This window comes from Kitasatospora sp. NPDC059795 (genome assembly GCF_042732175.1).
In the GTDB taxonomy this organism is placed as follows: domain Bacteria; phylum Actinomycetota; class Actinomycetes; order Streptomycetales; family Streptomycetaceae; genus Kitasatospora.
Window position 1 is genome coordinate 45,593 of sequence record NZ_JBHWID010000010.1, and the last position, 19,159, is coordinate 64,751.

The 19,159-nt window shown below is 66.2% G+C and carries 31 protein-coding genes; all 31 read left to right on the forward strand.

Annotated features, from left to right (window positions below; translation table 11 throughout):
* Window positions 1-20: 20 nt before the first annotated feature.
* Entirely contained in the window at window positions 21-392 is a 372-nt protein-coding gene (gene rpsL / locus ACFV4P_RS21100; RefSeq protein ID WP_014144289.1) for a 30S ribosomal protein S12, read from the forward strand.
* Window positions 393-394: 2 nt separating this feature from the next.
* Window positions 395-865, forward strand: a complete 471-nt coding sequence (gene rpsG / locus ACFV4P_RS21105; protein WP_030457432.1) for a 30S ribosomal protein S7 — start codon at window positions 395-397, stop codon at window positions 863-865.
* A gap of 39 nt (window positions 866-904) precedes the next feature.
* Entirely contained in the window at window positions 905-3,010 is a 2,106-nt protein-coding gene (gene fusA / locus ACFV4P_RS21110) for an elongation factor G (RefSeq protein WP_380473259.1), read from the forward strand.
* A gap of 203 nt (window positions 3,011-3,213) precedes the next feature.
* Complete coding sequence (tuf, locus tag ACFV4P_RS21115) at window positions 3,214-4,407, forward strand: elongation factor Tu (RefSeq protein WP_030457430.1); 1,194 nt, start codon at window positions 3,214-3,216, stop codon at window positions 4,405-4,407.
* A 504-nt stretch (window positions 4,408-4,911) separates the two neighbouring features.
* Window positions 4,912-5,220 carry a 30S ribosomal protein S10 gene (gene rpsJ, locus ACFV4P_RS21120; RefSeq protein ID WP_012785157.1) on the forward strand — a complete coding sequence of 103 codons (309 nt, stop codon included), beginning with the start codon at window positions 4,912-4,914 and terminating at the stop codon, window positions 5,218-5,220.
* 14 nt (window positions 5,221-5,234) lie between these two features.
* Window positions 5,235-5,882 (forward strand): 50S ribosomal protein L3, encoded by a 648-nt coding sequence (gene rplC, locus ACFV4P_RS21125; RefSeq protein WP_073807928.1) that lies wholly within the window; start codon window positions 5,235-5,237, stop codon window positions 5,880-5,882.
* Window positions 5,883-5,887: 5 nt separating this feature from the next.
* Window positions 5,888-6,565 (forward strand): 50S ribosomal protein L4, encoded by a 678-nt coding sequence (rplD, locus tag ACFV4P_RS21130; protein ID WP_380473261.1) that lies wholly within the window; start codon window positions 5,888-5,890, stop codon window positions 6,563-6,565.
* Window positions 6,565-6,882, forward strand: coding sequence for a 50S ribosomal protein L23 (gene rplW / locus ACFV4P_RS21135; protein WP_073807931.1), 318 nt, complete (start codon window positions 6,565-6,567; stop codon window positions 6,880-6,882). The genes rplD and rplW overlap by 1 nt, the downstream gene beginning before the upstream one ends.
* A 44-nt stretch (window positions 6,883-6,926) precedes the next feature.
* Complete coding sequence (gene rplB / locus ACFV4P_RS21140) at window positions 6,927-7,763, forward strand: 50S ribosomal protein L2 (RefSeq protein ID WP_043914588.1); 837 nt, start codon at window positions 6,927-6,929, stop codon at window positions 7,761-7,763.
* A gap of 11 nt (window positions 7,764-7,774) precedes the next feature.
* Entirely contained in the window at window positions 7,775-8,056 is a 282-nt protein-coding gene (gene rpsS, locus ACFV4P_RS21145; RefSeq protein ID WP_014136283.1) for a 30S ribosomal protein S19, read from the forward strand.
* Between the two features lie 59 nt (window positions 8,057-8,115).
* Window positions 8,116-8,463, forward strand: a complete 348-nt coding sequence (gene rplV, locus ACFV4P_RS21150; RefSeq protein ID WP_014136282.1) for a 50S ribosomal protein L22 — start codon at window positions 8,116-8,118, stop codon at window positions 8,461-8,463.
* Window positions 8,463-9,302 (forward strand): 30S ribosomal protein S3, encoded by an 840-nt coding sequence (rpsC, locus tag ACFV4P_RS21155; RefSeq protein ID WP_380473263.1) that lies wholly within the window; start codon window positions 8,463-8,465, stop codon window positions 9,300-9,302. The genes rplV and rpsC overlap by 1 nt, the downstream gene beginning before the upstream one ends.
* 5 nt (window positions 9,303-9,307) lie before the next feature.
* Window positions 9,308-9,727, forward strand: coding sequence for a 50S ribosomal protein L16 (gene rplP / locus ACFV4P_RS21160; RefSeq protein ID WP_030457415.1), 420 nt, complete (start codon window positions 9,308-9,310; stop codon window positions 9,725-9,727).
* Window positions 9,727-9,951, forward strand: a complete 225-nt coding sequence (rpmC, locus tag ACFV4P_RS21165) for a 50S ribosomal protein L29 (protein WP_014136279.1) — start codon at window positions 9,727-9,729, stop codon at window positions 9,949-9,951. Before rplP ends, rpmC begins: the two co-directional genes overlap by 1 nt.
* On the forward strand, window positions 9,951-10,223 hold the full coding sequence (gene rpsQ / locus ACFV4P_RS21170; protein WP_014136278.1) for a 30S ribosomal protein S17: 273 nt from the start codon (window positions 9,951-9,953) through the stop codon (window positions 10,221-10,223). The genes rpmC and rpsQ overlap by 1 nt, the downstream gene beginning before the upstream one ends.
* A gap of 102 nt (window positions 10,224-10,325) precedes the next feature.
* Window positions 10,326-10,697: a 50S ribosomal protein L14 gene (gene rplN, locus ACFV4P_RS21175; RefSeq protein WP_030300391.1), complete on the forward strand. Its 372-nt coding sequence runs from the start codon at window positions 10,326-10,328 to the stop codon at window positions 10,695-10,697.
* A 15-nt stretch (window positions 10,698-10,712) separates the two neighbouring features.
* Window positions 10,713-11,024 carry a 50S ribosomal protein L24 gene (rplX, locus tag ACFV4P_RS21180; protein WP_035872243.1) on the forward strand — a complete coding sequence of 104 codons (312 nt, stop codon included), beginning with the start codon at window positions 10,713-10,715 and terminating at the stop codon, window positions 11,022-11,024.
* Window positions 11,024-11,593 (forward strand): 50S ribosomal protein L5, encoded by a 570-nt coding sequence (rplE, locus tag ACFV4P_RS21185; protein ID WP_073807936.1) that lies wholly within the window; start codon window positions 11,024-11,026, stop codon window positions 11,591-11,593. The genes rplX and rplE overlap by 1 nt, the downstream gene beginning before the upstream one ends.
* A gap of 3 nt (window positions 11,594-11,596) precedes the next feature.
* Entirely contained in the window at window positions 11,597-11,782 is a 186-nt protein-coding gene (locus ACFV4P_RS21190) for a type Z 30S ribosomal protein S14 (protein ID WP_008747480.1), read from the forward strand.
* A 267-nt stretch (window positions 11,783-12,049) separates the two neighbouring features.
* The gene (gene rpsH / locus ACFV4P_RS21195) at window positions 12,050-12,457 is read left to right on the forward strand and encodes a 30S ribosomal protein S8 (RefSeq protein WP_043914570.1); all 408 of its coding nucleotides are present in this window, start codon (window positions 12,050-12,052) and stop codon (window positions 12,455-12,457) included.
* Between the two features lie 22 nt (window positions 12,458-12,479).
* Window positions 12,480-13,019: a 50S ribosomal protein L6 gene (gene rplF / locus ACFV4P_RS21200; protein WP_073807937.1), complete on the forward strand. Its 540-nt coding sequence runs from the start codon at window positions 12,480-12,482 to the stop codon at window positions 13,017-13,019.
* A gap of 3 nt (window positions 13,020-13,022) precedes the next feature.
* Window positions 13,023-13,406 carry a 50S ribosomal protein L18 gene (gene rplR / locus ACFV4P_RS21205; protein ID WP_073807939.1) on the forward strand — a complete coding sequence of 128 codons (384 nt, stop codon included), beginning with the start codon at window positions 13,023-13,025 and terminating at the stop codon, window positions 13,404-13,406.
* A 48-nt stretch (window positions 13,407-13,454) separates the two neighbouring features.
* Window positions 13,455-14,075 carry a 30S ribosomal protein S5 gene (rpsE, locus tag ACFV4P_RS21210; RefSeq protein ID WP_043914567.1) on the forward strand — a complete coding sequence of 207 codons (621 nt, stop codon included), beginning with the start codon at window positions 13,455-13,457 and terminating at the stop codon, window positions 14,073-14,075.
* Window positions 14,075-14,257, forward strand: coding sequence for a 50S ribosomal protein L30 (gene rpmD, locus ACFV4P_RS21215; protein WP_014136270.1), 183 nt, complete (start codon window positions 14,075-14,077; stop codon window positions 14,255-14,257). Before rpsE ends, rpmD begins: the two co-directional genes overlap by 1 nt.
* A gap of 1 nt (window position 14,258) precedes the next feature.
* On the forward strand, window positions 14,259-14,714 hold the full coding sequence (rplO, locus tag ACFV4P_RS21220; protein WP_073807940.1) for a 50S ribosomal protein L15: 456 nt from the start codon (window positions 14,259-14,261) through the stop codon (window positions 14,712-14,714).
* 263 nt (window positions 14,715-14,977) lie between these two features.
* Window positions 14,978-16,285, forward strand: coding sequence for a preprotein translocase subunit SecY (gene secY / locus ACFV4P_RS21225; RefSeq protein ID WP_380473267.1), 1,308 nt, complete (start codon window positions 14,978-14,980; stop codon window positions 16,283-16,285).
* Window positions 16,285-16,944 carry an adenylate kinase gene (locus ACFV4P_RS21230; RefSeq protein ID WP_073807943.1) on the forward strand — a complete coding sequence of 220 codons (660 nt, stop codon included), beginning with the start codon at window positions 16,285-16,287 and terminating at the stop codon, window positions 16,942-16,944. Before secY ends, ACFV4P_RS21230 begins: the two co-directional genes overlap by 1 nt.
* Window positions 16,945-17,053: 109 nt before the next feature.
* On the forward strand, window positions 17,054-17,887 hold the full coding sequence (gene map, locus ACFV4P_RS21235) for a type I methionyl aminopeptidase (RefSeq protein ID WP_073808358.1): 834 nt from the start codon (window positions 17,054-17,056) through the stop codon (window positions 17,885-17,887).
* Between the two features lie 148 nt (window positions 17,888-18,035).
* Entirely contained in the window at window positions 18,036-18,470 is a 435-nt protein-coding gene (gene mscL, locus ACFV4P_RS21240; protein WP_380473269.1) for a large conductance mechanosensitive channel protein MscL, read from the forward strand.
* A 168-nt stretch (window positions 18,471-18,638) separates the two neighbouring features.
* Entirely contained in the window at window positions 18,639-18,860 is a 222-nt protein-coding gene (gene infA / locus ACFV4P_RS21245; protein WP_003956442.1) for a translation initiation factor IF-1, read from the forward strand.
* Window positions 18,861-18,895: 35 nt separating this feature from the next.
* Complete coding sequence (gene rpmJ / locus ACFV4P_RS21250; RefSeq protein WP_003956441.1) at window positions 18,896-19,009, forward strand: 50S ribosomal protein L36; 114 nt, start codon at window positions 18,896-18,898, stop codon at window positions 19,007-19,009.
* Window positions 19,010-19,159: the final 150 nt, after the last annotated feature.

Here is a 19,159-nt window from a genome sequence, read left to right on the forward strand (position 1 = left end):
ACACAGAAAACGGAGAAACGGTGCCTACGATCCAGCAGCTGGTCCGAAAGGGCCGGCAGGACAAGGTCGAGAAGAACAAGACGCCCGCACTGAAGGGTTCGCCCCAGCGTCGCGGCGTCTGCACGCGTGTGTACACGACCACCCCGAAGAAGCCGAACTCGGCTCTCCGCAAGGTCGCCCGTGTGCGCCTCACCAGCGGGATCGAGGTCACCGCTTACATTCCGGGCGAGGGCCACAACCTGCAGGAGCACTCCATCGTGCTGGTCCGCGGTGGCCGTGTGAAGGACCTTCCTGGTGTCCGCTACAAGATCATCCGCGGCTCGCTCGACACCCAGGGTGTCAAGAACCGCAAGCAGGCTCGCAGCCGCTACGGCGCCAAGAAGGAGAAGTAAGAATGCCTCGTAAGGGCCCCGCCCCGAAGCGCCCGGTCATCATCGACCCGGTCTACGGCTCCCCGCTGGTGACCTCGCTGGTCAACAAGATCCTGCTGCACGGCAAGCGCTCCACCGCCGAGCGGATCGTCTACGGCGCCCTTGAGGGTGTCCGTGAGAAGACCGGCGCCGACCCGGTTGTCGCGCTCAAGCGCGCGCTGGAGAACGTCAAGCCGACCCTCGAGGTCAAGTCCCGCCGCGTCGGTGGCGCCACCTACCAGGTGCCGGTCGAGGTCCGCCCGGGCCGCGCCAACACCCTGGCGCTGCGCTGGCTGGTCGGTTACTCCCGCGCCCGTCGCGAGAAGACCATGACCGAGCGTCTGCTCAACGAGATCCTCGACGCCAGCAACGGCCTGGGCGCTTCCGTGAAGCGTCGCGAGGACACCCACAAGATGGCCGAGTCCAACAAGGCCTTCGCGCACTACCGCTGGTAGTCCCAACCCCGTCACTAGACAGAGAGAGAACGAGCCACCATGGCTGCAACCTCCCTTGACCTCGCCAAGGTCCGCAACATCGGGATCATGGCGCACATCGACGCGGGCAAGACCACCACCACCGAGCGGATCCTGTTCTACACCGGTGTCTCGTACAAGATCGGTGAGGTCCACGATGGCGCTGCCACCATGGACTGGATGGAGCAGGAGCAGGAGCGCGGCATCACCATCACGTCTGCCGCGACGACCTGCCACTGGACCCTCGACGGTGTCGAGAACACGATCAACATCATCGACACCCCGGGCCACGTCGACTTCACCGTCGAGGTGGAGCGCTCGCTGCGCGTCCTCGACGGTGGCGTGACCGTGTTCGACGGCGTCGCCGGTGTCGAGCCCCAGTCCGAGACCGTGTGGCGGCAGGCTGACCGCTACGGTGTCCCGCGCATCTGCTTCATCAACAAGCTGGACCGCACGGGCGCCAACTTCTTCTTCTGCGTGCAGACCATCGTGGACCGCCTCGGCGCCACCCCGCTGGTCATGCAGCTGCCGATCGGCGCCGAGGGTGACTTCACCGGTGTCGTCGACCTGGTGAAGATGAAGGCCCTGGTCTACTCGGCCGACGCCCCCAAGGGCGAGATGTACGACACCGTCGAGATCCCGGCCGACCTGGCCGAGCAGGCGGCGGAGTACCGCGAGGCCCTGATCGACACCGTGTCGAACATCAGCGACGAGGTGATGGAGCTCGCCCTGGAGGGCGAGGACATCCCCGAGGAGCTGCTGATCGCCGCGATCCGCAAGGGCACCCTGGACTCGTCCTTCACCCCGATCTTCTGCGGCTCCGCGTTCAAGAACAAGGGCGTTCAGCCCCTGCTCGACGCGGTCGTGAAGTACCTGCCGTCGCCGCTCGACATCGAGGGCATCGAGGGTACGAAGCCGGGCAACGACGAGGAGAAGATCGTCCGTCAGGCCTCTGACGACGAGCCGCTCGCCGCCCTCGCGTTCAAGATCATGTCCGACCCGCACCTGGGCAAGCTCACCTTCGTCCGCGTGTACTCCGGCCGCCTGGAGTCCGGCACCTCGGTGCTGAACTCCGTCAAGGGCAAGAAGGAGCGCATCGGCAAGATCTACCGCATGCACGCGAACAAGCGTGAGGAGATCGACTCGGTGGGCGCCGGCGACATCATCGCCGTGATGGGCCTGAAGCAGACCACCACCGGTGAGACGCTGTCCGACGAGAAGCAGCCGGTCATCCTGGAGTCCATGGACTTCCCGGCCCCGGTCATCCGCGTCGCGATCGAGCCCAAGTCCAAGGGCGACCAGGAGAAGCTGGGTGTCGCCATCCAGCGCCTGGCCGAGGAGGACCCGTCCTTCCAGGTCAACACGGACGAAGAGACCGGCCAGACCATCATCGCGGGTATGGGCGAGCTGCACCTCGAGGTGCTGGTCGACCGTATGCGTCGTGAGTTCAAGGTCGAGGCCAACGTCGGCAAGCCGCAGGTCGCGTACCGCGAGACGATCCGCAAGGCCGTCGAGCGCATCGACTACACGCACAAGAAGCAGACCGGTGGCTCCGGCCAGTTCGCGAAGATCCAGATCGCGATCGAGCCGCTCGAGTCCGGCGAGGGCTACGAGTTCGTCAACAAGGTCACCGGTGGCCGCGTCCCGCGCGAGTACATCCCGTCGGTCGACGCCGGTTGCCAGGAAGCCATGGAGTTCGGCGTTCTCGCCGGCTACCCGCTCCAGGGCGTCCGCGTGAGCCTGCTCGACGGTGCGTCGCACGACGTCGACTCGTCCGAGCTCGCGTTCAAGATCGCCGGTTCCATGGCGTTCAAGGAAGGTGCCCGGAAGGCGTCGCCGGCTCTGCTCGAGCCGATGATGGCCGTCGAGGTCACCACCCCCGAGGACTACATGGGCGACGTGATCGGCGACATCAACTCCCGCCGTGGCCAGATCCGGGCCATGGAGGAGCGTCACGGCGCTCGCGTCGTCAAGGCGCTGGTGCCGCTCTCCGAAATGTTCGGCTACGTCGGTGACCTGCGCAGCAAGACCTCTGGTCGCGCAAGCTACTCGATGCAGTTCGACTCGTACGCCGAGGTTCCGCGGAACGTGGCGGACGACATCATCGCCAAGGCCAAGGGCGAGTGACGTCCCGGTAATCGGGATGAATCAGACCCTTTAGGCTAGAAGGAGGGCACCCGGGCGTTCACCCGTCCGGGTTCCGCCCGGGAGCCCTCCGGCACCCCCACCCGCGGGACGGCAATGGGGCGCGACCAGCGCCCCGTTCCAATAACCCGATCCAGACCAACTGACGTCGTACGGCGTACAGAACTGTCCTCAGGAGGACTGCAGTGGCGAAGGCGAAGTTCGAGCGGACGAAGCCCCACGTCAACATCGGCACCATTGGTCACATCGACCACGGTAAGACCACGCTGACCGCGGCCATCACCAAGGTGCTGCACGACGCGTACCCGGACATCAACCCCTTCACGCCGTTCGACCAGATCGACAAGGCGCCGGAGGAGCGTCAGCGCGGTATCACCATCTCGATCGCGCACGTCGAGTACCAGACCGAGGCGCGTCACTACGCCCACGTCGACTGCCCGGGTCACGCGGACTACATCAAGAACATGATCACCGGTGCGGCCCAGATGGACGGTGCGATCCTCGTCGTCGCCGCCACCGACGGCCCGATGCCGCAGACCAAGGAGCACGTCCTCCTGGCCCGCCAGGTCGGCGTCCCCTACATCGTTGTCGCCCTGAACAAGGCCGACATGGTGGACGACGAGGAGATCCTGGAGCTCGTCGAGCTCGAGGTCCGTGAGCTCCTCTCCGAGTACGAGTTCCCGGGCGACGACCTGCCGGTCGTCCGCGTCTCCGCGCTGAAGGCGCTGGAGGGCGACAAGGAGTGGGGCGAGAAGCTCCTCGGCCTGATGCACGCGGTCGACGAGGCCATCCCGACCCCGGCTCGCCTCACCGACCAGCCGTTCCTGATGCCGATCGAGGACGTCTTCACGATCACCGGTCGTGGCACCGTCGTCACCGGCCGCATCGAGCGTGGCATCCTCAAGGTCAACGAGACCGTCGACATCATCGGCATCAAGACCACCAAGACCACCACCACGGTCACCGGTATCGAGATGTTCCGCAAGCTGCTCGACGAGGGCCAGGCCGGTGAGAACGTCGGTCTGCTGCTCCGTGGCATCAAGCGCGAGGACGTCGAGCGCGGCCAGGTCATCATCAAGCCGGGTTCGGTCACCCCGCACACCGACTTCGAGGCCCAGGCCTACATCCTGTCGAAGGACGAGGGTGGCCGTCACACCCCGTTCTTCAACAACTACCGCCCGCAGTTCTACTTCCGTACCACGGACGTGACCGGCGTCGTGACCCTCCCCGAGGGCACCGAGATGGTCATGCCGGGCGACAACACCGCCATGACCGTCGCGCTGATCCAGCCCGTCGCCATGGAGGAGGGCCTGAAGTTCGCCATCCGTGAGGGTGGCCGCACCGTCGGCGCCGGCCAGGTCACCAAGATCGTCAAGTAATTGCCGATCTGACCTCTGGTCAACTGCAGGGCCCGGCCCCGTCCCGCGAGGGAGGGGGCCGGGCCCTCGGCGTTTCCGGACGCCGGCCGGCCCGCACCCGGTGTGACGTGCACTGCTGCGGGTGGGCCCGATTGGCGCATCGCCCGCATTCTGTGGCAGGATGTCCAAGTTGCTCGGTTGAGTACCGATGCTGCGCGCCTCCCGTCGGGAGGACCGGAAGCGAGTCCCATGTACTCGTCGTTCCCGTGAATGGCCGTCCATGTGCCCACGTGCTGTGTGTGGGTGCAGTGGTGTGTAAGCGACACCACGGCAGCTGCGGGGCGAAAGTACGGGAATCTTCCGGGAAGCGTATGCGGGGTATCAACCCGGCTCACCTCTCCCAGCAGTTCGAGGCCGACGGACCTGTTCGCCGGTTTTTTGCAAGCGCGAGTGCGACACGCCCGAGCGCGGGGGTCGGAGGAGGGTCGAGTGGCGACGTACGACACAAAGGACTACGGAGTAGCCATGGCGGGACAGAAGATCCGCATCCGGCTCAAGGCCTACGACCACGAGGTCATCGATTCCTCGGCGAAGAAGATCGTCGAGACGGTGATCCGGACTGGTGCGCAGGTTGCGGGCCCGGTGCCGCTGCCCACTGAGAAGAACGTTTACTGCGTCATCCGCTCGCCGCACAAGTACAAGGACTCGCGCGAGCACTTCGAGATGCGCACTCACAAGCGTCTGATCGACATCCTCGACCCCACGCCGAAGACGGTTGACTCGCTGATGCGTCTCGACCTGCCGGCGGGCGTCGACATCGAGATCAAGCTCTGAGAGGCGCACCGAAGATGGCTAAGCAGATTAAGGGCATCCTGGGCGAGAAGCTCGGCATGACCCAGGTCTGGGACGAGAACAACCGGATCGTTCCGGTGACCGTCGTCAAGGCTGGGCCGAATGTCGTGACCCAGGTCCACACCGCCGGCAGCCCGGCCGGCTACGACGCCGTCCAGATCGGCTTCGGCGAGATCGACCCCCGCAAGGTGAACAAGCCCCTCCAGGGTCACTTCGCCAAGGCCGGTGTCACCCCCCGTCGCCACCTGGTCGAGCTGCGTACCTCGGACGCGTCCGAGTACACCCTGGGCCAGGAGATCACCGCCGAGCTGTTCGAGGCGGGTGTCAAGGTCGATGTGACCGGCACCTCCAAGGGCAAGGGCTTCGCCGGTGTCATGAAGCGTCACAACTTCAAGGGCCTCGGCGCCGGTCACGGCACCCAGCGCAAGCACCGTTCGCCCGGTTCCATCGGTGGCTGCGCCACCCCGGGCCGTGTGTTCAAGGGCATGCGCATGGCGGGTCGGATGGGCCACGAGCGTGTGACCACCCAGAACCTGACCGTGCACGCGGTCGACGCGGAGAAGGGTCTGCTGCTCATCAAGGGCGCGATCCCGGGTCCGAACGGCGGCCTCGTCCTCGTCCGCACCGCGGCGAAGGGGCTGTGAAGGATATGAGCACCATTGACATTCTGTCGCCGGCCGGCGACAAGGCCGGCAGCCTGGAGCTGCCCGCCGAGATCTTCGACGCCAAGGTCAGCGTTCCGCTGATGCACCAGGTCGTCGTGGCGCAGCTCGCTGCGGCCCGTCAGGGCACCCACAAGGTCAAGCGTCGTGGCGAGGTCCGTGGTGGCGGTCGTAAGCCGTACCGCCAGAAGGGCACCGGCCGCGCCCGTCAGGGCTCGACCCGCGCGCCGCAGTTCACCGGTGGTGGCGTCGTGCACGGTCCCGTGCCGCGTGACTACTCGCAGCGGACCCCGAAGAAGATGATCGCCGCCGCCCTGCGCAGCGCGCTCACCGACCGGGCCCGCCACGAGCGCATCCACGTCGTCACCGGCGTGACCGCGACCGAGGCTCCGTCGACCAAGGCCGCCAAGGTCCTGTTCGGCAAGATCTCCGAGCGCAAGAACCTCCTCCTGGTGGTCGAGCGCGAGGACGAGCTGGGCATCCTGTCCGCTCGCAACCTGGCGAACGTGCACATCCTGGACGCCGGCCAGCTGAACACCTACGACGTGCTCGTCTCCGACGATGTGGTCTTCACCCAGGCCGCCTTCGAGCGTTTCGTGGCCGGTCCGGCCGCGTCCGCCAAGGCCGTTGCTGCTGAGGGCGAGCTCGAAGGGACTGCCGCCTGATGAGCGAGATCACCTCCAAGACGTACACGGACCCCCGTGACGTCCTGATCAAGCCGGTCATCTCGGAGAAGAGCTACTCGCTCCTCGACGAGAACAAGTACACGTTCGTCGTGGCGCCCGGTGCCAACAAGACCCAGATCAAGCAGGCCGTCGAGGCGGTCTTCTCGGTCAAGGTCGAGGCCGTGAACACGCTGAACCGTCAGGGCAAGCGCAAGCGCTCCAAGACGGGTTTCGGTAAGCGCAAGGACACCAAGCGCGCGATCGTGACGCTGGCCGAGGGCAACCGCATCGACATCTTCGGTGGTCCGGTTTCCTGACGCTTCGTCAGGGACTGGGATCGTCGTAAAGGACGAGGACAGAAATGGGTATCCGCAAGTACAAGCCGACTACGCCGGGCCGTCGTGGCTCCAGCGTGGCCGACTTCGTCGAAATCACGCGGTCCACGCCGGAGAAGTCGCTGGTTCGCCCGCTGCACAGCAAGGGCGGCCGTAACAACGCCGGTCGTGTCACCGCTCGCCACCAGGGTGGCGGTCACAAGCGCGCCTACCGTCTGATCGACTTCCGTCGTCACGACAAGGACGGCGTGCCGGCCAAGGTCGCTCACATCGAGTACGACCCCAACCGCACCGCGCGCATCGCGCTCCTGCACTACGCGGACGGCGAGAAGCGCTACATCATCGCCCCCCGCGGCGTCGCGCAGGGTGACCGGATCGAGAACGGCGCTGGCGCCGACATCAAGCCGGGCAACAACCTGCCGCTGCGCAACATCCCGGTCGGTACCACCATCCACGCGGTGGAGCTCCGTCCCGGCGGTGGCGCCAAGCTGGCCCGTTCCGCGGGTTCCGGCATTCAGCTGCTCGCCCGTGAGGGTCGCATGGCGCACCTGCGCATGCCCTCCGGTGAGATCCGCCTGGTGGACGCGCGCTGCCGCGCGACCGTCGGCGAGGTCGGCAACGCCGAGCAGTCGAACATCAACTGGGGCAAGGCCGGCCGTATGCGCTGGAAGGGCGTCCGCCCGACCGTGCGTGGTGTGGCCATGAACCCGATCGACCACCCGCACGGTGGTGGTGAGGGTAAGACCTCCGGTGGTCGCCACCCGGTCTCGCCGTGGGGCAAGCCCGAGGGCCGCACCCGTCGCCCGAACAAGGCGTCGGACAAGCTCATCGTGCGCCGCCGCAAGACCAACAAGAAGCGCTAGGAGCAGGTCAGATGCCGCGCAGTCTCAAGAAGGGCCCCTTCATCGACGACCACCTTCAGAAGAAGGTGGACGTGCAGAACGAGGCGGGCACGCAGAACGTCATCAAGACCTGGTCCCGTCGTTCCGTGATCTCCCCGGCCATGCTCGGCCACACGATCGCGGTTCACGATGGCCGCAAGCACGTCCCGGTGTTCGTCACCGAGTCGATGGTCGGCCACAAGCTCGGCGAGTTCGCTCCCACGCGCACCTTCAAGGGGCACGTGAAGGAAGACCGCAAGTCGAAGCGTCGCTAATCGCTTCCGAGCTGTAGCGCCAGAACGACAAAGTGACTTACTCCATTAAGGGGACAACCATGGAAGCCAGGGCCCAGGCGCGGTACATCCGCGTCACGCCCATGAAGGCCCGCCGCGTGGTGGACCTCATCCGTGGCCTGCCGGCCACGGAGGCCCAGGCGGTCCTGCGTTTCGCTCCGCAGGCTGCCACCGTGCCGGTCGGCAAGGTGCTCAACAGCGCCATTGCCAACGCCGCGCACAACTACAACCACTCCAACGTGGACGACCTCTACATCTCCGAGGCGTACGTTGACGAGGGTCCGACCCTGAAGCGGTTCCGTCCGCGTGCCCAGGGCCGTGCCTACCGGATCCGCAAGCGGACCAGCCACATCACCGTGGTCGTCAGCAGCAAGGAAGGGACCCGGTAATGGGCCAGAAGGTTAACCCGCACGGGTTCCGCCTCGGCATCAGCACGGACTTCAAGTCCCGTTGGTACGCCGACAAGCTGTACAAGGACTACGTCAAGGAAGACGTCGCCATCCGGCGTCTCATGACGCAGGGCATGGAGCGCGCCGGCATCTCGAAGGTTGAGATCGAGCGCACCCGTGACCGTGTCCGCGTGGACATCCACACCGCCCGCCCGGGCATCGTGATCGGCCGCCGTGGCACGGAGGCCGACAAGATCCGCGGCAAGCTGGAGAAGCTGACCGGCAAGCAGGTCCAGCTGAACATCCTCGAGGTCAAGAACCCCGAGATGGACGCCCAGCTCGTTGCGCAGGGTGTCGCGGAGCAGCTGTCCTCCCGCGTCTCCTTCCGTCGCGCCATGCGTAAGAGCATGCAGTCGACCATGAAGGCCGGCGCCAAGGGCATCAAGGTCCAGTGCTCCGGTCGTCTCGGCGGCGCCGAGATGAGCCGTTCGGAGTTCTACCGCGAAGGCCGTGTGCCGCTGCACACCCTGCGCGCGAACGTCGACTACGGCTTCTTCGAGGCCAAGACCACCTTCGGCCGCATCGGCGTGAAGGTCTGGATCTACAAGGGCGACGTCAAGAACATCGCCGAGGTCCGCGCTGAGAACGCCGCTGCCCGCTCCGGCAACCGCCCGGCCCGTCCCGAGGGCGGTCGTCCCGCTCGCGGTGGCGAGCGCGGTGGCCGTGGTGGCGAGCGCGGTGGTCGCGGCCGTCGTCCCGCCGCTGCTGCCGAGGCCCAGGCCCCGGCTGCCGCGGTGGAGGCTCCGGCCGCCGCTGAGAACACCGGAACGGAGGCCTGACCCTCATGCTGATCCCCCGTCGGGTCAAGCACCGCAAGCAGCACCACCCGAAGCGCCGCGGCGCTGCCAAGGGTGGCACCGAGCTGGCGTTCGGCCAGTTCGGCATCCAGGCCGTGACCCCGGCCTACGTGACGAACCGTCAGATCGAGTCCGCTCGTATCGCGATCACCCGTCACATCCGTCGTGGCGGCAAGGTCTGGATCAACATCTACCCGGACCGCCCGCTCACCAAGAAGCCGGCCGAAACCCGCATGGGTTCCGGTAAGGGTTCGCCGGAGTGGTGGATCGCGAACGTGCACCCGGGTCGGGTCATGTTCGAACTGTCGTACCCGAACGAGAAGATTGCCCGCGAGGCGCTCACGCGTGCCGCGCACAAGCTTCCGATGAAGTGCCGGATCGTTCGGCGCGAGGACGGTGAGAGCTGATGTCGGCCGCTACCAAGGCTGCTGAGCTTCGCGAGCTGGACAACGAGGGCCTCGTTGCCAAGCTCCGTGAGGCCAAGGAGGAGCTGTTCAACCTCCGCTTCCAGGCGGCGACCGGGCAGCTCGACAACCACGGACGGCTCCGGCTGGTCCGTAAGGACATCGCGCGGATCTACACCCTGATGCGCGAGCGCGAGCTGGGCATCGAGACGGTGGAGAACGCCTGATGACTGAGAACACCAACGAGACGCGCGGCTTCCGCAAGACCCGTGAGGGTCTCGTCGTCAGCGACAAGATGGACAAGACCGTCGTCGTCGCCGTCGAGGACCGCGTCAAGCACGCGCTGTACGGCAAGGTCATCCGCCGTACCAACAAGCTGAAGGCGCACGACGAGCAGAACGCGTGCGGTGTCGGCGACCGTGTCCTCCTGATGGAGACCCGGCCGCTGTCCGCGACGAAGCGCTGGCGCGTCGTCGAGATCCTCGAGAAGGCCAAGTAACAAGGTTGTTCGCGGTACGGCCGTATGTGCACCAGGCCCGCAAGGGTGCAGGTGTGAGCAGCGGCCGGCCCGTCAACACTTGTTGACGATCAGGAGAATGCTGTGATCCAGCAGGAGTCGCGACTGCGCGTCGCCGACAACACGGGTGCGAAGGAAATTCTCTGCATCCGCGTTCTCGGTGGCTCCGGTCGCCGCTACGCCGGTATCGGCGACGTCATCGTCGCCACCGTCAAGGACGCGATCCCCGGCGGTTCGGTGAAGAAGGGCGACGTCGTGAAGTGCGTCGTCGTTCGCACCGTCAAGGAGCGCCGCCGTCCGGACGGCTCGTACATCCGTTTCGACGAGAACGCCGCTGTCGTTCTCAAGAACACCGATGGCGACCCCCGCGGTACCCGCATCTTCGGCCCGGTGGGCCGCGAGCTGCGCGACAAGAAGTTCATGAAGATCATCTCGCTGGCGCCGGAGGTGCTCTAACCCATGGCGAACAGCATGAAGATCAAGAAGGGTGACCTGGTCCAGGTCATCACCGGCAAGGACAAGGGCAAGCAGGGCAAGGTCATTCAGGCCATGCCGGCTGACAACAAGGTCCTGGTCGAGGGTGTCAACCGGGTCAAGAAGCACACCAAGCCGGGTCCCGGTACCCAGGGTGGCATCGTGACCGTCGAGGCCCCGGTGCACGTCTCCAACGTCCAGCTGGTCGTGGAGAAGGACGGCAAGAAGGTCGTTACCCGCGTCGGCTACCGCTTCGACGACCAGGGCAACAAGATCCGCGTTGCCAAGCGGACGGGTGAGGACATCTGATGTCTGAGACGACTGTTGAGAAGGTGGCCCCCCGCCTCAAGGAGAAGTACCTCTCCGAGGTCAAGGGCCAGCTGCACGAGGAGTTCTCGTACGAGAACGTCATGCTGATCCCCGGCCTGGTCAAGGTCGTGGTCAACATGGGTGTCGGCGAGGCTGCCCGTGACAGCAAGCTGATCGAGGGTGCCATCAAGGACCTGACCGCGATCACCGGTCAGAAGCCGGCCGTGACCAAGGCCCGCAAGTCCATCGCGCAGTTCAAGCTGCGCGAGGGTCAGCCGATCGGCGCCCACGTCACCCTCCGTGGTGACCGCATGTGGGAGTTCGTGGACCGTCTGGTGTCGCTGGCTCTGCCGCGTATCCGTGACTTCCGCGGCCTCTCTCCGAAGCAGTTCGACGGCCGTGGCAACTACACCTTCGGTCTGACCGAGCAGGTCATGTTCCACGAGATCGACCAGGACAAGGTCGACCGTCAGCGCGGTATGGACATCACCGTCGTGACCACCGCTCAGACCGACGATGAGGGCCGGGCGCTCCTGCGCGCTCTGGGCTTCCCGTTCAAGGAGGCGTGAGCCATGGCGAAGAAGGCCCTGATCGCTAAGTCCGAGCGCAAGCCGAAGTTCGGCGTCCGGGCGTACACCCGGTGCCAGCGCTGCGGCCGTCCGCACTCGGTGTACCGCAAGTTCGGCCTGTGCCGTGTGTGCCTCCGTGAGATGGCCCACCGCGGCGAGCTGCCGGGCGTGACCAAGAGCTCCTGGTAGTCCCTTACCAGCTGCTCTGAACAGCGAAGCAGTGTGCCCGACCCCCGGCTTTTGGAGTCCCGAGAGGGATCCCGTAAGGTAGTGGGGTCGGGCCCCTGCCGCGGCGTCTTTTCCGGACGTTCCGTGGCTCTCTGAATGAGGGCTCGCGCAACCCAGTCTTACTACGACGTAGGTCCCCTGCGCTTGTGCCCCTTTCGCACTCTTTCGCGAGTGCGCGGAGGGGGACCTGGTGCGGAGAAACCACGGCGAGAGAGGCCTGAGGCCACCATGACCATGACCGACCCGATCGCAGACATGCTCACTCGTCTGCGTAACGCCAACTCGGCGTACCACGACTCCGTCGTGATGCCGTCGAGCAAGATCAAGGCGCACGTCGCCGAGATCCTGCAGCAGGAGGGTTACATCTCCTCCTACAAGGTTGAGGACCCCACCGAGAACGAGGTCGGCAAGAAGCTGACCATCGAGCTCAAGTTCGGTCCCAACCGTGAGCGCTCCATCGCCGGCATCAAGCGCATCAGCAAGCCGGGTCTGCGTGTTTACGCAAAGTCCACCAACCTGCCGAAGGTTCTCGGCGGCCTGGGCGTGGCGATCATCTCCACGTCCTCCGGCCTCCTGACCGACAAGCAGGCCGCCAAGAAGGGCGTAGGCGGAGAAGTTCTCGCCTACGTCTGGTAATTCGGGAAACGGAGGTACAGCAATGTCGCGCATTGGACGGCTGCCCATCCAGGTTCCCGCTGGTGTGGACGTCACCATCGACGGCCAGACGGTCTCGGTGAAGGGCCCCAAGGGTTCGCTCACCCACGTCGTCGCCGCGCCGATCGAGATCGGCAAGGGCGAGGACGGCACTCTGGTCGTCTCCCGCCCGAACGACGAGCGTCAGTCGAAGGCCCTGCACGGCCTGTCGCGCACGCTGGTGGCGAACATGATCACCGGCGTGACCGCGGGCTACCGCAAGTCGCTGGAGATCAGCGGTGTCGGTTACCGAGTCACGGCGAAGGGCTCCAACATGGAGTTCGCGCTGGGCTACAGCCACCCGATTCTGGTCGAGGCGCCGGAGGGCATCTCCTTCGTCGTCGAGTCGCCCACCAAGTTCCACGTGGACGGCACCGACAAGCAGAAGGTCGGCGAGGTCGCCGCGAAGATCCGCAAGCTGCGCAAGCCCGACCCGTACAAGGCCAAGGGCGTCAAGTACGCGGGCGAGGTCATCCGCCGCAAGGTCGGAAAGAGTGGTAAGTAAGCGATGAGCGTCTCTGTCAAGATCGGCAAGGGCAACGCCTACAAGAACGCCGCCCGCAAGCGCCGCGCCATTCGCGTTCGTAAGCGCGTCGTCGGCACCGAGGTGCGTCCGCGCCTCGTCGTGACGCGTTCGAACCGCCACATGGTCGCCCAGGTCATCGACGACGCCAAGGGTCACACCCTGGCGTCGGCGTCCACCCTCGACGTGTCCATCAAGGGCGCCGAGGGCGACAAGACCGAGCTGGCCAAGAAGGTCGGAAGCCTGGTCGCCGAGCGCGCCAAGGCTGCCGGCGTCGAGTCGGTCGTCTTCGACCGCGCGGGCAACCGGTACGCCGGCCGCATCGCCGCCCTGGCGGACGCGGCTCGCGAGGCCGGGCTCGACTTCTAAGCCGCTCGTCGACTCTGTCGGCGGACGTAAACGAGAGAGGTAATTCCAATGGCTGGACCCCAGCGCCGCGAAGGCGGCGCCGGTCGCGGCACGGGTGGCGAGCGGCGCGACCGTAAGCGTGACGAGCGGGGCGGCGCCCCGGTCGCCGAGAAGACTGCTTACGTCGAGCGCGTCGTCGCGATCAACCGTGTCGCCAAGGTTGTCAAGGGTGGTCGTCGTTTCAGCTTCACCGCGCTGGTCGTGGTGGGCGACGGTGACGGCACCGTGGGTGTCGGCTACGGCAAGGCGAAGGAGGTTCCGGCCGCCATCGCCAAGGGCGTTGAGGAGGCCAAGAAGAACTTCTTCAAGGTCCCCCGTATCCAGGGCACCATCCCGCACCCCATCCAGGGTGAGAAGGCCGCCGGCGTCGTGCTGCTGAAGCCGGCGTCCCCCGGTACCGGCGTTATCGCCGGTGGCCCGGTGCGTGCCGTCCTGGAGTGCGCCGGCGTTCACGACATCCTGTCGAAGTCGCTCGGCTCGGACAACGCGATCAACATCGTGCACGCCACCGTGGCTGCTCTGAAGGGCCTCGTGCGCCCCGAGGAGATCGCCGCCCGTCGTGGCCTGCCCCTGGAGGACGTGGCCCCGGCCGCGCTGCTCCGGGCCCGTGCGGCTGGGGTGAGCGCCTGATGGCTCGCCTGAAGGTCACCCAGACCAAGTCGTACATCGGTAGCAAGCAGAACCACCGTGACACCCTGCGTTCGCTCGGCCTGAAGCGGCTGAACGACACCGTGGTGAAGGAGGACCGCCCGGAGATCCGCGGCATGGTCCACACCGTTCGCCACCTCGTCACGGTCGAGGAGGTGGACTGAAATGGCGGACAACTCCCCCATCAAGATCCACAACCTGCGTCCGGCGCCCGGCGCCAAGACCGACAAGATCCGCGTCGGTCGTGGTGAGGGCTCCAAGGGTAAGACCGCAGGTCGTGGTACCAAGGGCACCAAGGCCCGCTACCAGGTTCCGCAGCGCTTCGAGGGTGGCCAGATGCCCCTCCACATGCGCCTGCCGAAGCTGAAGGGCTTCAAGAACCCGGCCCACAAGCAGTTCCAGGTCGTGAACCTGGACCGTCTGGCCGAGCTCTACCCGAACGGTGGCGAGGTCACCGTCGCCGACCTGATCGCGAAGGGCGCCGTTCGCAAGAACGAGCTCGTCAAGGTTCTCGGTCAGGGCGACATCGCGGTTGCGCTGCAGGTGACGGTCGACGCCGTCTCCGGCTCCGCCGCCGAGAAGATCACCGCCGCGGGCGGCTCGGTCACCGAGCTGCTGTGACGTCGCTGATCTGACGCACGGACAGAAACCGGGCCCCGCGCCTCTCTTGAGAAAGAGAGGCGCGGGGCCCGGCTGCGTTTCCGACTTGAACAGGCGTGCAGGATTTGTGTGTCAAACCCGGGCAAGCCGTACCCCATGCGTGGGGGAGCGGCTGTGTGCGCTTCTGTCGAGCGCCCGGGCACTGTTAGAGTCCGTGAAGTTCCCTTTCCCCACATCAGGACCGACCCTTCCGCCGACGACGCGCGGGAGGCGCAGGAGGCACCGTGCTCAGTGCGTTCGCGCGGGCGTTCCAGACGCCCGACCTGCGCAAGAAGCTGCTGTTCACGCTGGGCATCATGGTGCTGTTCCGGCTGGGCGCCCACATTCCGATGCCCGGGATCAACTTCGAGGCGGTTCACGCGTGCGTGAGCGGTCAGAAGGAGGGCCTGTTCGGGCTGGTCAACCTGTTCAGCGGCAACGCGCTGCTACAGCTGACCATCTTCGCGCTCGGCATCATGCCGTACATCACGGCCAGCATCATCCTGCAGTTGCTCACCGTGGTCATTCCGCGGCTGGAGGCCCTGAAGAAGGAGGGGCAGTCCGGCCAGGCGAAGATCACCCAGTACACCCGTTACCTGACCATCGCGCTCGCGGTGCTGCAGGGCACCGGCATCCTCGCGACCGCGTCCAGCGGCGCGCTGTTCTCCAGCTGCCCGCAGGGTCAGAACATCGTGCCGGACACGTCGATCTTCCGGATCGCCACCATGGTCATCATCATGACCGCCGGCACCACCGTGATCATGTGGCTGGGTGAGCTGATCACCGACCGCGGCATCGGCAACGGCATGTCGATCCTGATCTTCACCTCCATCGCGGCCGGCTTCCCCGGCTCGATGTGGGCCATCAAGGGCTCCGGCAAGCTGCTGGACGGCTGGGGCGAGTTCTCCGCCGTCATCCTGGTCGGCATCATCGTGGTCTGCCTGGTCATCTTCGTCGAGCAGGCCCAGCGCCGGATCCCGGTGCAGTACGCGAAGCGGATGATCGGCCGCCGCGCGTTCGGCGGCACCTCGACCTACATCCCGCTGAAGGTCAACCAGGCCGGTGTGATCCCGGTCATCTTCGCCTCCTCGCTGCTGTACATCCCGGCGTTGGTGGTGCAGTTGACCAACTCGCAGGCGGGGTGGGCGATTTGGATCAAGAACCACTTCATCAAGGGTGACCACCCGATCTACATGGCCACCTACTTCGTGCTGATCGTGTTCTTCGCGTTCTTCTACGTCGCCATCTCCTTCAACCCCGAAGAAGTTGCCGACAATATGAAGAAGTATGGTGGGTTCATCCCGGGCATCCGGGCCGGCCGACCGACGGCCGAGTACCTGAACTACGTGCTCACCCGCATCACGTGGCCGGGTTCGCTGTACCTGGGCCTGATCGCGTTGATCCCGATGGTCGCCCTCGTCGCATTCGGGCAGCAGACCAACTTCCCGTTCGGCGGCACCTCCGTGCTCATCGTCGTCGGCGTCGGACTCGAAACTGTGAAGCAGATCGAGAGCCAGCTCCAGCAGCGCAATTACGAAGGGTTCCTCCGCTGATGCGTATCGTCCTCGTCGGACCCCCGGGGGCCGGGAAGGGTACTCAGGCGCACGTTCTGGCCAAGACCCTGTCCATTCCCCACATCTCCACCGGCGACCTGTTCCGTGCCAACATCAGCCAGGGCACCCCGCTGGGTGTCGAGGCGAAGGCTTACATGGACGCCGGGCGCCTTGTGCCCGACGAGGTCACCATCGGGATGGCCAAGGACCGCATGCTCCAGGAGGACGCCGCCAACGGCTTCCTGCTGGACGGCTTCCCGCGCAACCTGGGCCAGGCCGAGGCGCTGGACGCCTTCCTGACCGAGCAGGGCATCGCGCTGGACGGCGTGCTGGACCTGGAGGTCTCCGAGGACGAGGTCGTCAAGCGGATCGCCGGTCGCCGGCTGTGCCGCAAGAACGGCGCCCACGTCTTCCACGTGGTGTACAACCGGCCGACCACCGAGGGCGTCTGCGACGAGTGCGGCGGCGAGCTGTACCAGCGCTCGGACGACACCGAGGAAGCCGTCCGGGTCCGGTTGGAGGAGTACCACTCCAAGACCGAGCCGATCATCGGCTACTACCAGGAGCAGGGCCTGCTGGTCACCATCTCCGCCCTCGGCAAGGTGGACGAAGTGACCGAGCGCGCGGTCGCCGCCCTGGAGCAGAACAAGAACGCCTGACCCATGCGGCAGTGAGACGGCCGGGTCGCCCCGAAGCGGGCGGCCCGGCCGTCTCGGCGTCGTACGGTGGAAGGCAGTCCGAGAACAGAACGTGGAAGGCGTGGACCAGATGGAGATCAAGACCCCCGAGCAGATCGCCAAGATGCGGGCGGCCGGGCTGGTCGTCGCCGAGGCCCTGAAGGCGTGCCGCGAGGCGGTCGCCCCGGGGGTGACCACCGGTGAGCTGAACGAGATCGCCGACCAGGTCATCACCAAGCACGGCGCCACGTCCAACTTCCGCGCCGACCACGGCGGCCTCTGGTTCCCGGGCGTGATCTGCGCCTCGGTGAACGAGGAGGTCGTCCACGGCATCCCCGGCGACAAGGTGCTGAAGGCCGGCGACCTGATCTCGATCGACTGCGGCGCGATCCTGGACGGCTGGCACGGCGACGCGGCCATCACCGTCGCGGTCGGCGGGACCGCCGACGAGAACGTGATGCTGTCGAAGGTCACCGAGGGCTCGATGTGGGCCGGCATCGCCCAGATGAAGAAGGGCAACCGCCTGGTCGACGTCTCCCGGGCGATCGAGGGCTTCATCCGCCGCCAGCCGCTGCCCCCGAAGGGCAAGTGGGGCATCACCGAGGGCTACGGCGGCCACGGCATCGGCACCGCCATGCACATGGAGCCGCACGTGCTGAACTACGTGGCCGGCCGCGGCAAGGGCCCGAAGCTGGTGCCCGGCACCGTGCTGGCGATCGAGCCGATGGTCTCGCTCGGCACCCCGCACACCGCGATCCTGGACGACGACTGGACGGTCGTCACCACCGACGGCACCTGGGCCTCGCACTGGGAGCACTCGGTGGCCGTCACCGAGCAGGGCCCGCTGGTGCTGACCGCCTTCGACGGCGGCAAGGCGGAGCTGGCGAAGCTGGGCGTCACCGCGGCGCCGGACCCGCTGGCCTGACCCCGCAGGGGCGGCACGCGGGACGGCCGATGATCTGAGGGACATCTCTCAAAGCGGCAGCTGGGGGCCTGGGGGTTTTGACCTCCAGGCCTTCTGTCCTATTTTCGTCAGCTGACACCCGCAGCTTCGACCCCTCCAGGAGAGACAAGTGCTCAAGGGCTTCCGCGACTTCATGATGCGCGGCAACGTCATCGACATGGCCGTCGGTGTGGTCATCGGTGCCGCCTTCACCGGCGTCGTGACCGGCTTCGTGACCGCGTTCCTCACGCCGGTGCTCGGCGTGGTGGTCGGCGCGGCCGGCGACTTCAGCTCGTACAAGTTCACCGTCGCCGACGTCACCTTCCCGTACGGCCAGTTCCTGAACGTGCTGATCGCGTTCGTGCTGACCGCCGCGGTGCTGTACTTCTGCGTGGTGCTCCCGGTCTCCAAGGCGACCGCCCGGTACCTGCCGAAGAAGCCCGCCACGCCCAAGCGGCCGTGCCCCGAGTGCCTCACCGAGATCCCCCAGGCGGCCCGCCGCTGCTCCGCCTGCACCGCGGTGGTGGAGCCTGCGCTCCCCATCCAGGTGACGGCCAAGGGCTGAGAATTTCGCTCCGGCGCGGTGCTTGGTTTACGATGGTGCGTCGGCTCTCTCGTAGCGTGTTTCGGCACGCCCTCAGCCCAGGGGAGTACTCCCGGGCCGAGGTGAAGCCTGGTTCGCACGAGCGTTCCGCATACGGTAGCCGGACCCGAAGGGTGGATCTCGCAGTTCATGGCTAAGAAGCAAGGCGCCATTGAGATCGAGGGCACCGTGATCGAGTCTCTTCCGAACGCGATGTTCAAGGTCGAGCTGCAGAACGGTCACAAGGTCCTCGCTCACATCAGCGGCAAGATGCGCATGCACTACATCCGCATCCTTCCGGATGACCGGGTCGTGGTGGAGCTCAGCCCCTACGACCTGACCCGCGGCCGGATCGTCTACCGCTACAAGTAACAAACGTCAGATCTAGACCCCGGAGAACCTGAATCATGAAGGTCAAGCCGAGCGTCAAGAAGATCTGCGACAAGTGCAAGGTGATCCGCCGTCACGGCCGGGTCATGGTGATCTGCGACAACCTGCGCCACAAGCAGCGCCAGGGCTGAGTCACCCCCCAGCATTTCTCGTAGTACCTTCGCGCGACGCGCATCAACGTCATACGCGGGCCGCCCGATCCGTCCACCTGGACGGACTGCCACCCCCGGTCAGAGGCCGGGGCTCCCTGTCGAGAGACAGCGAGTAGGCGGCACGTCAGA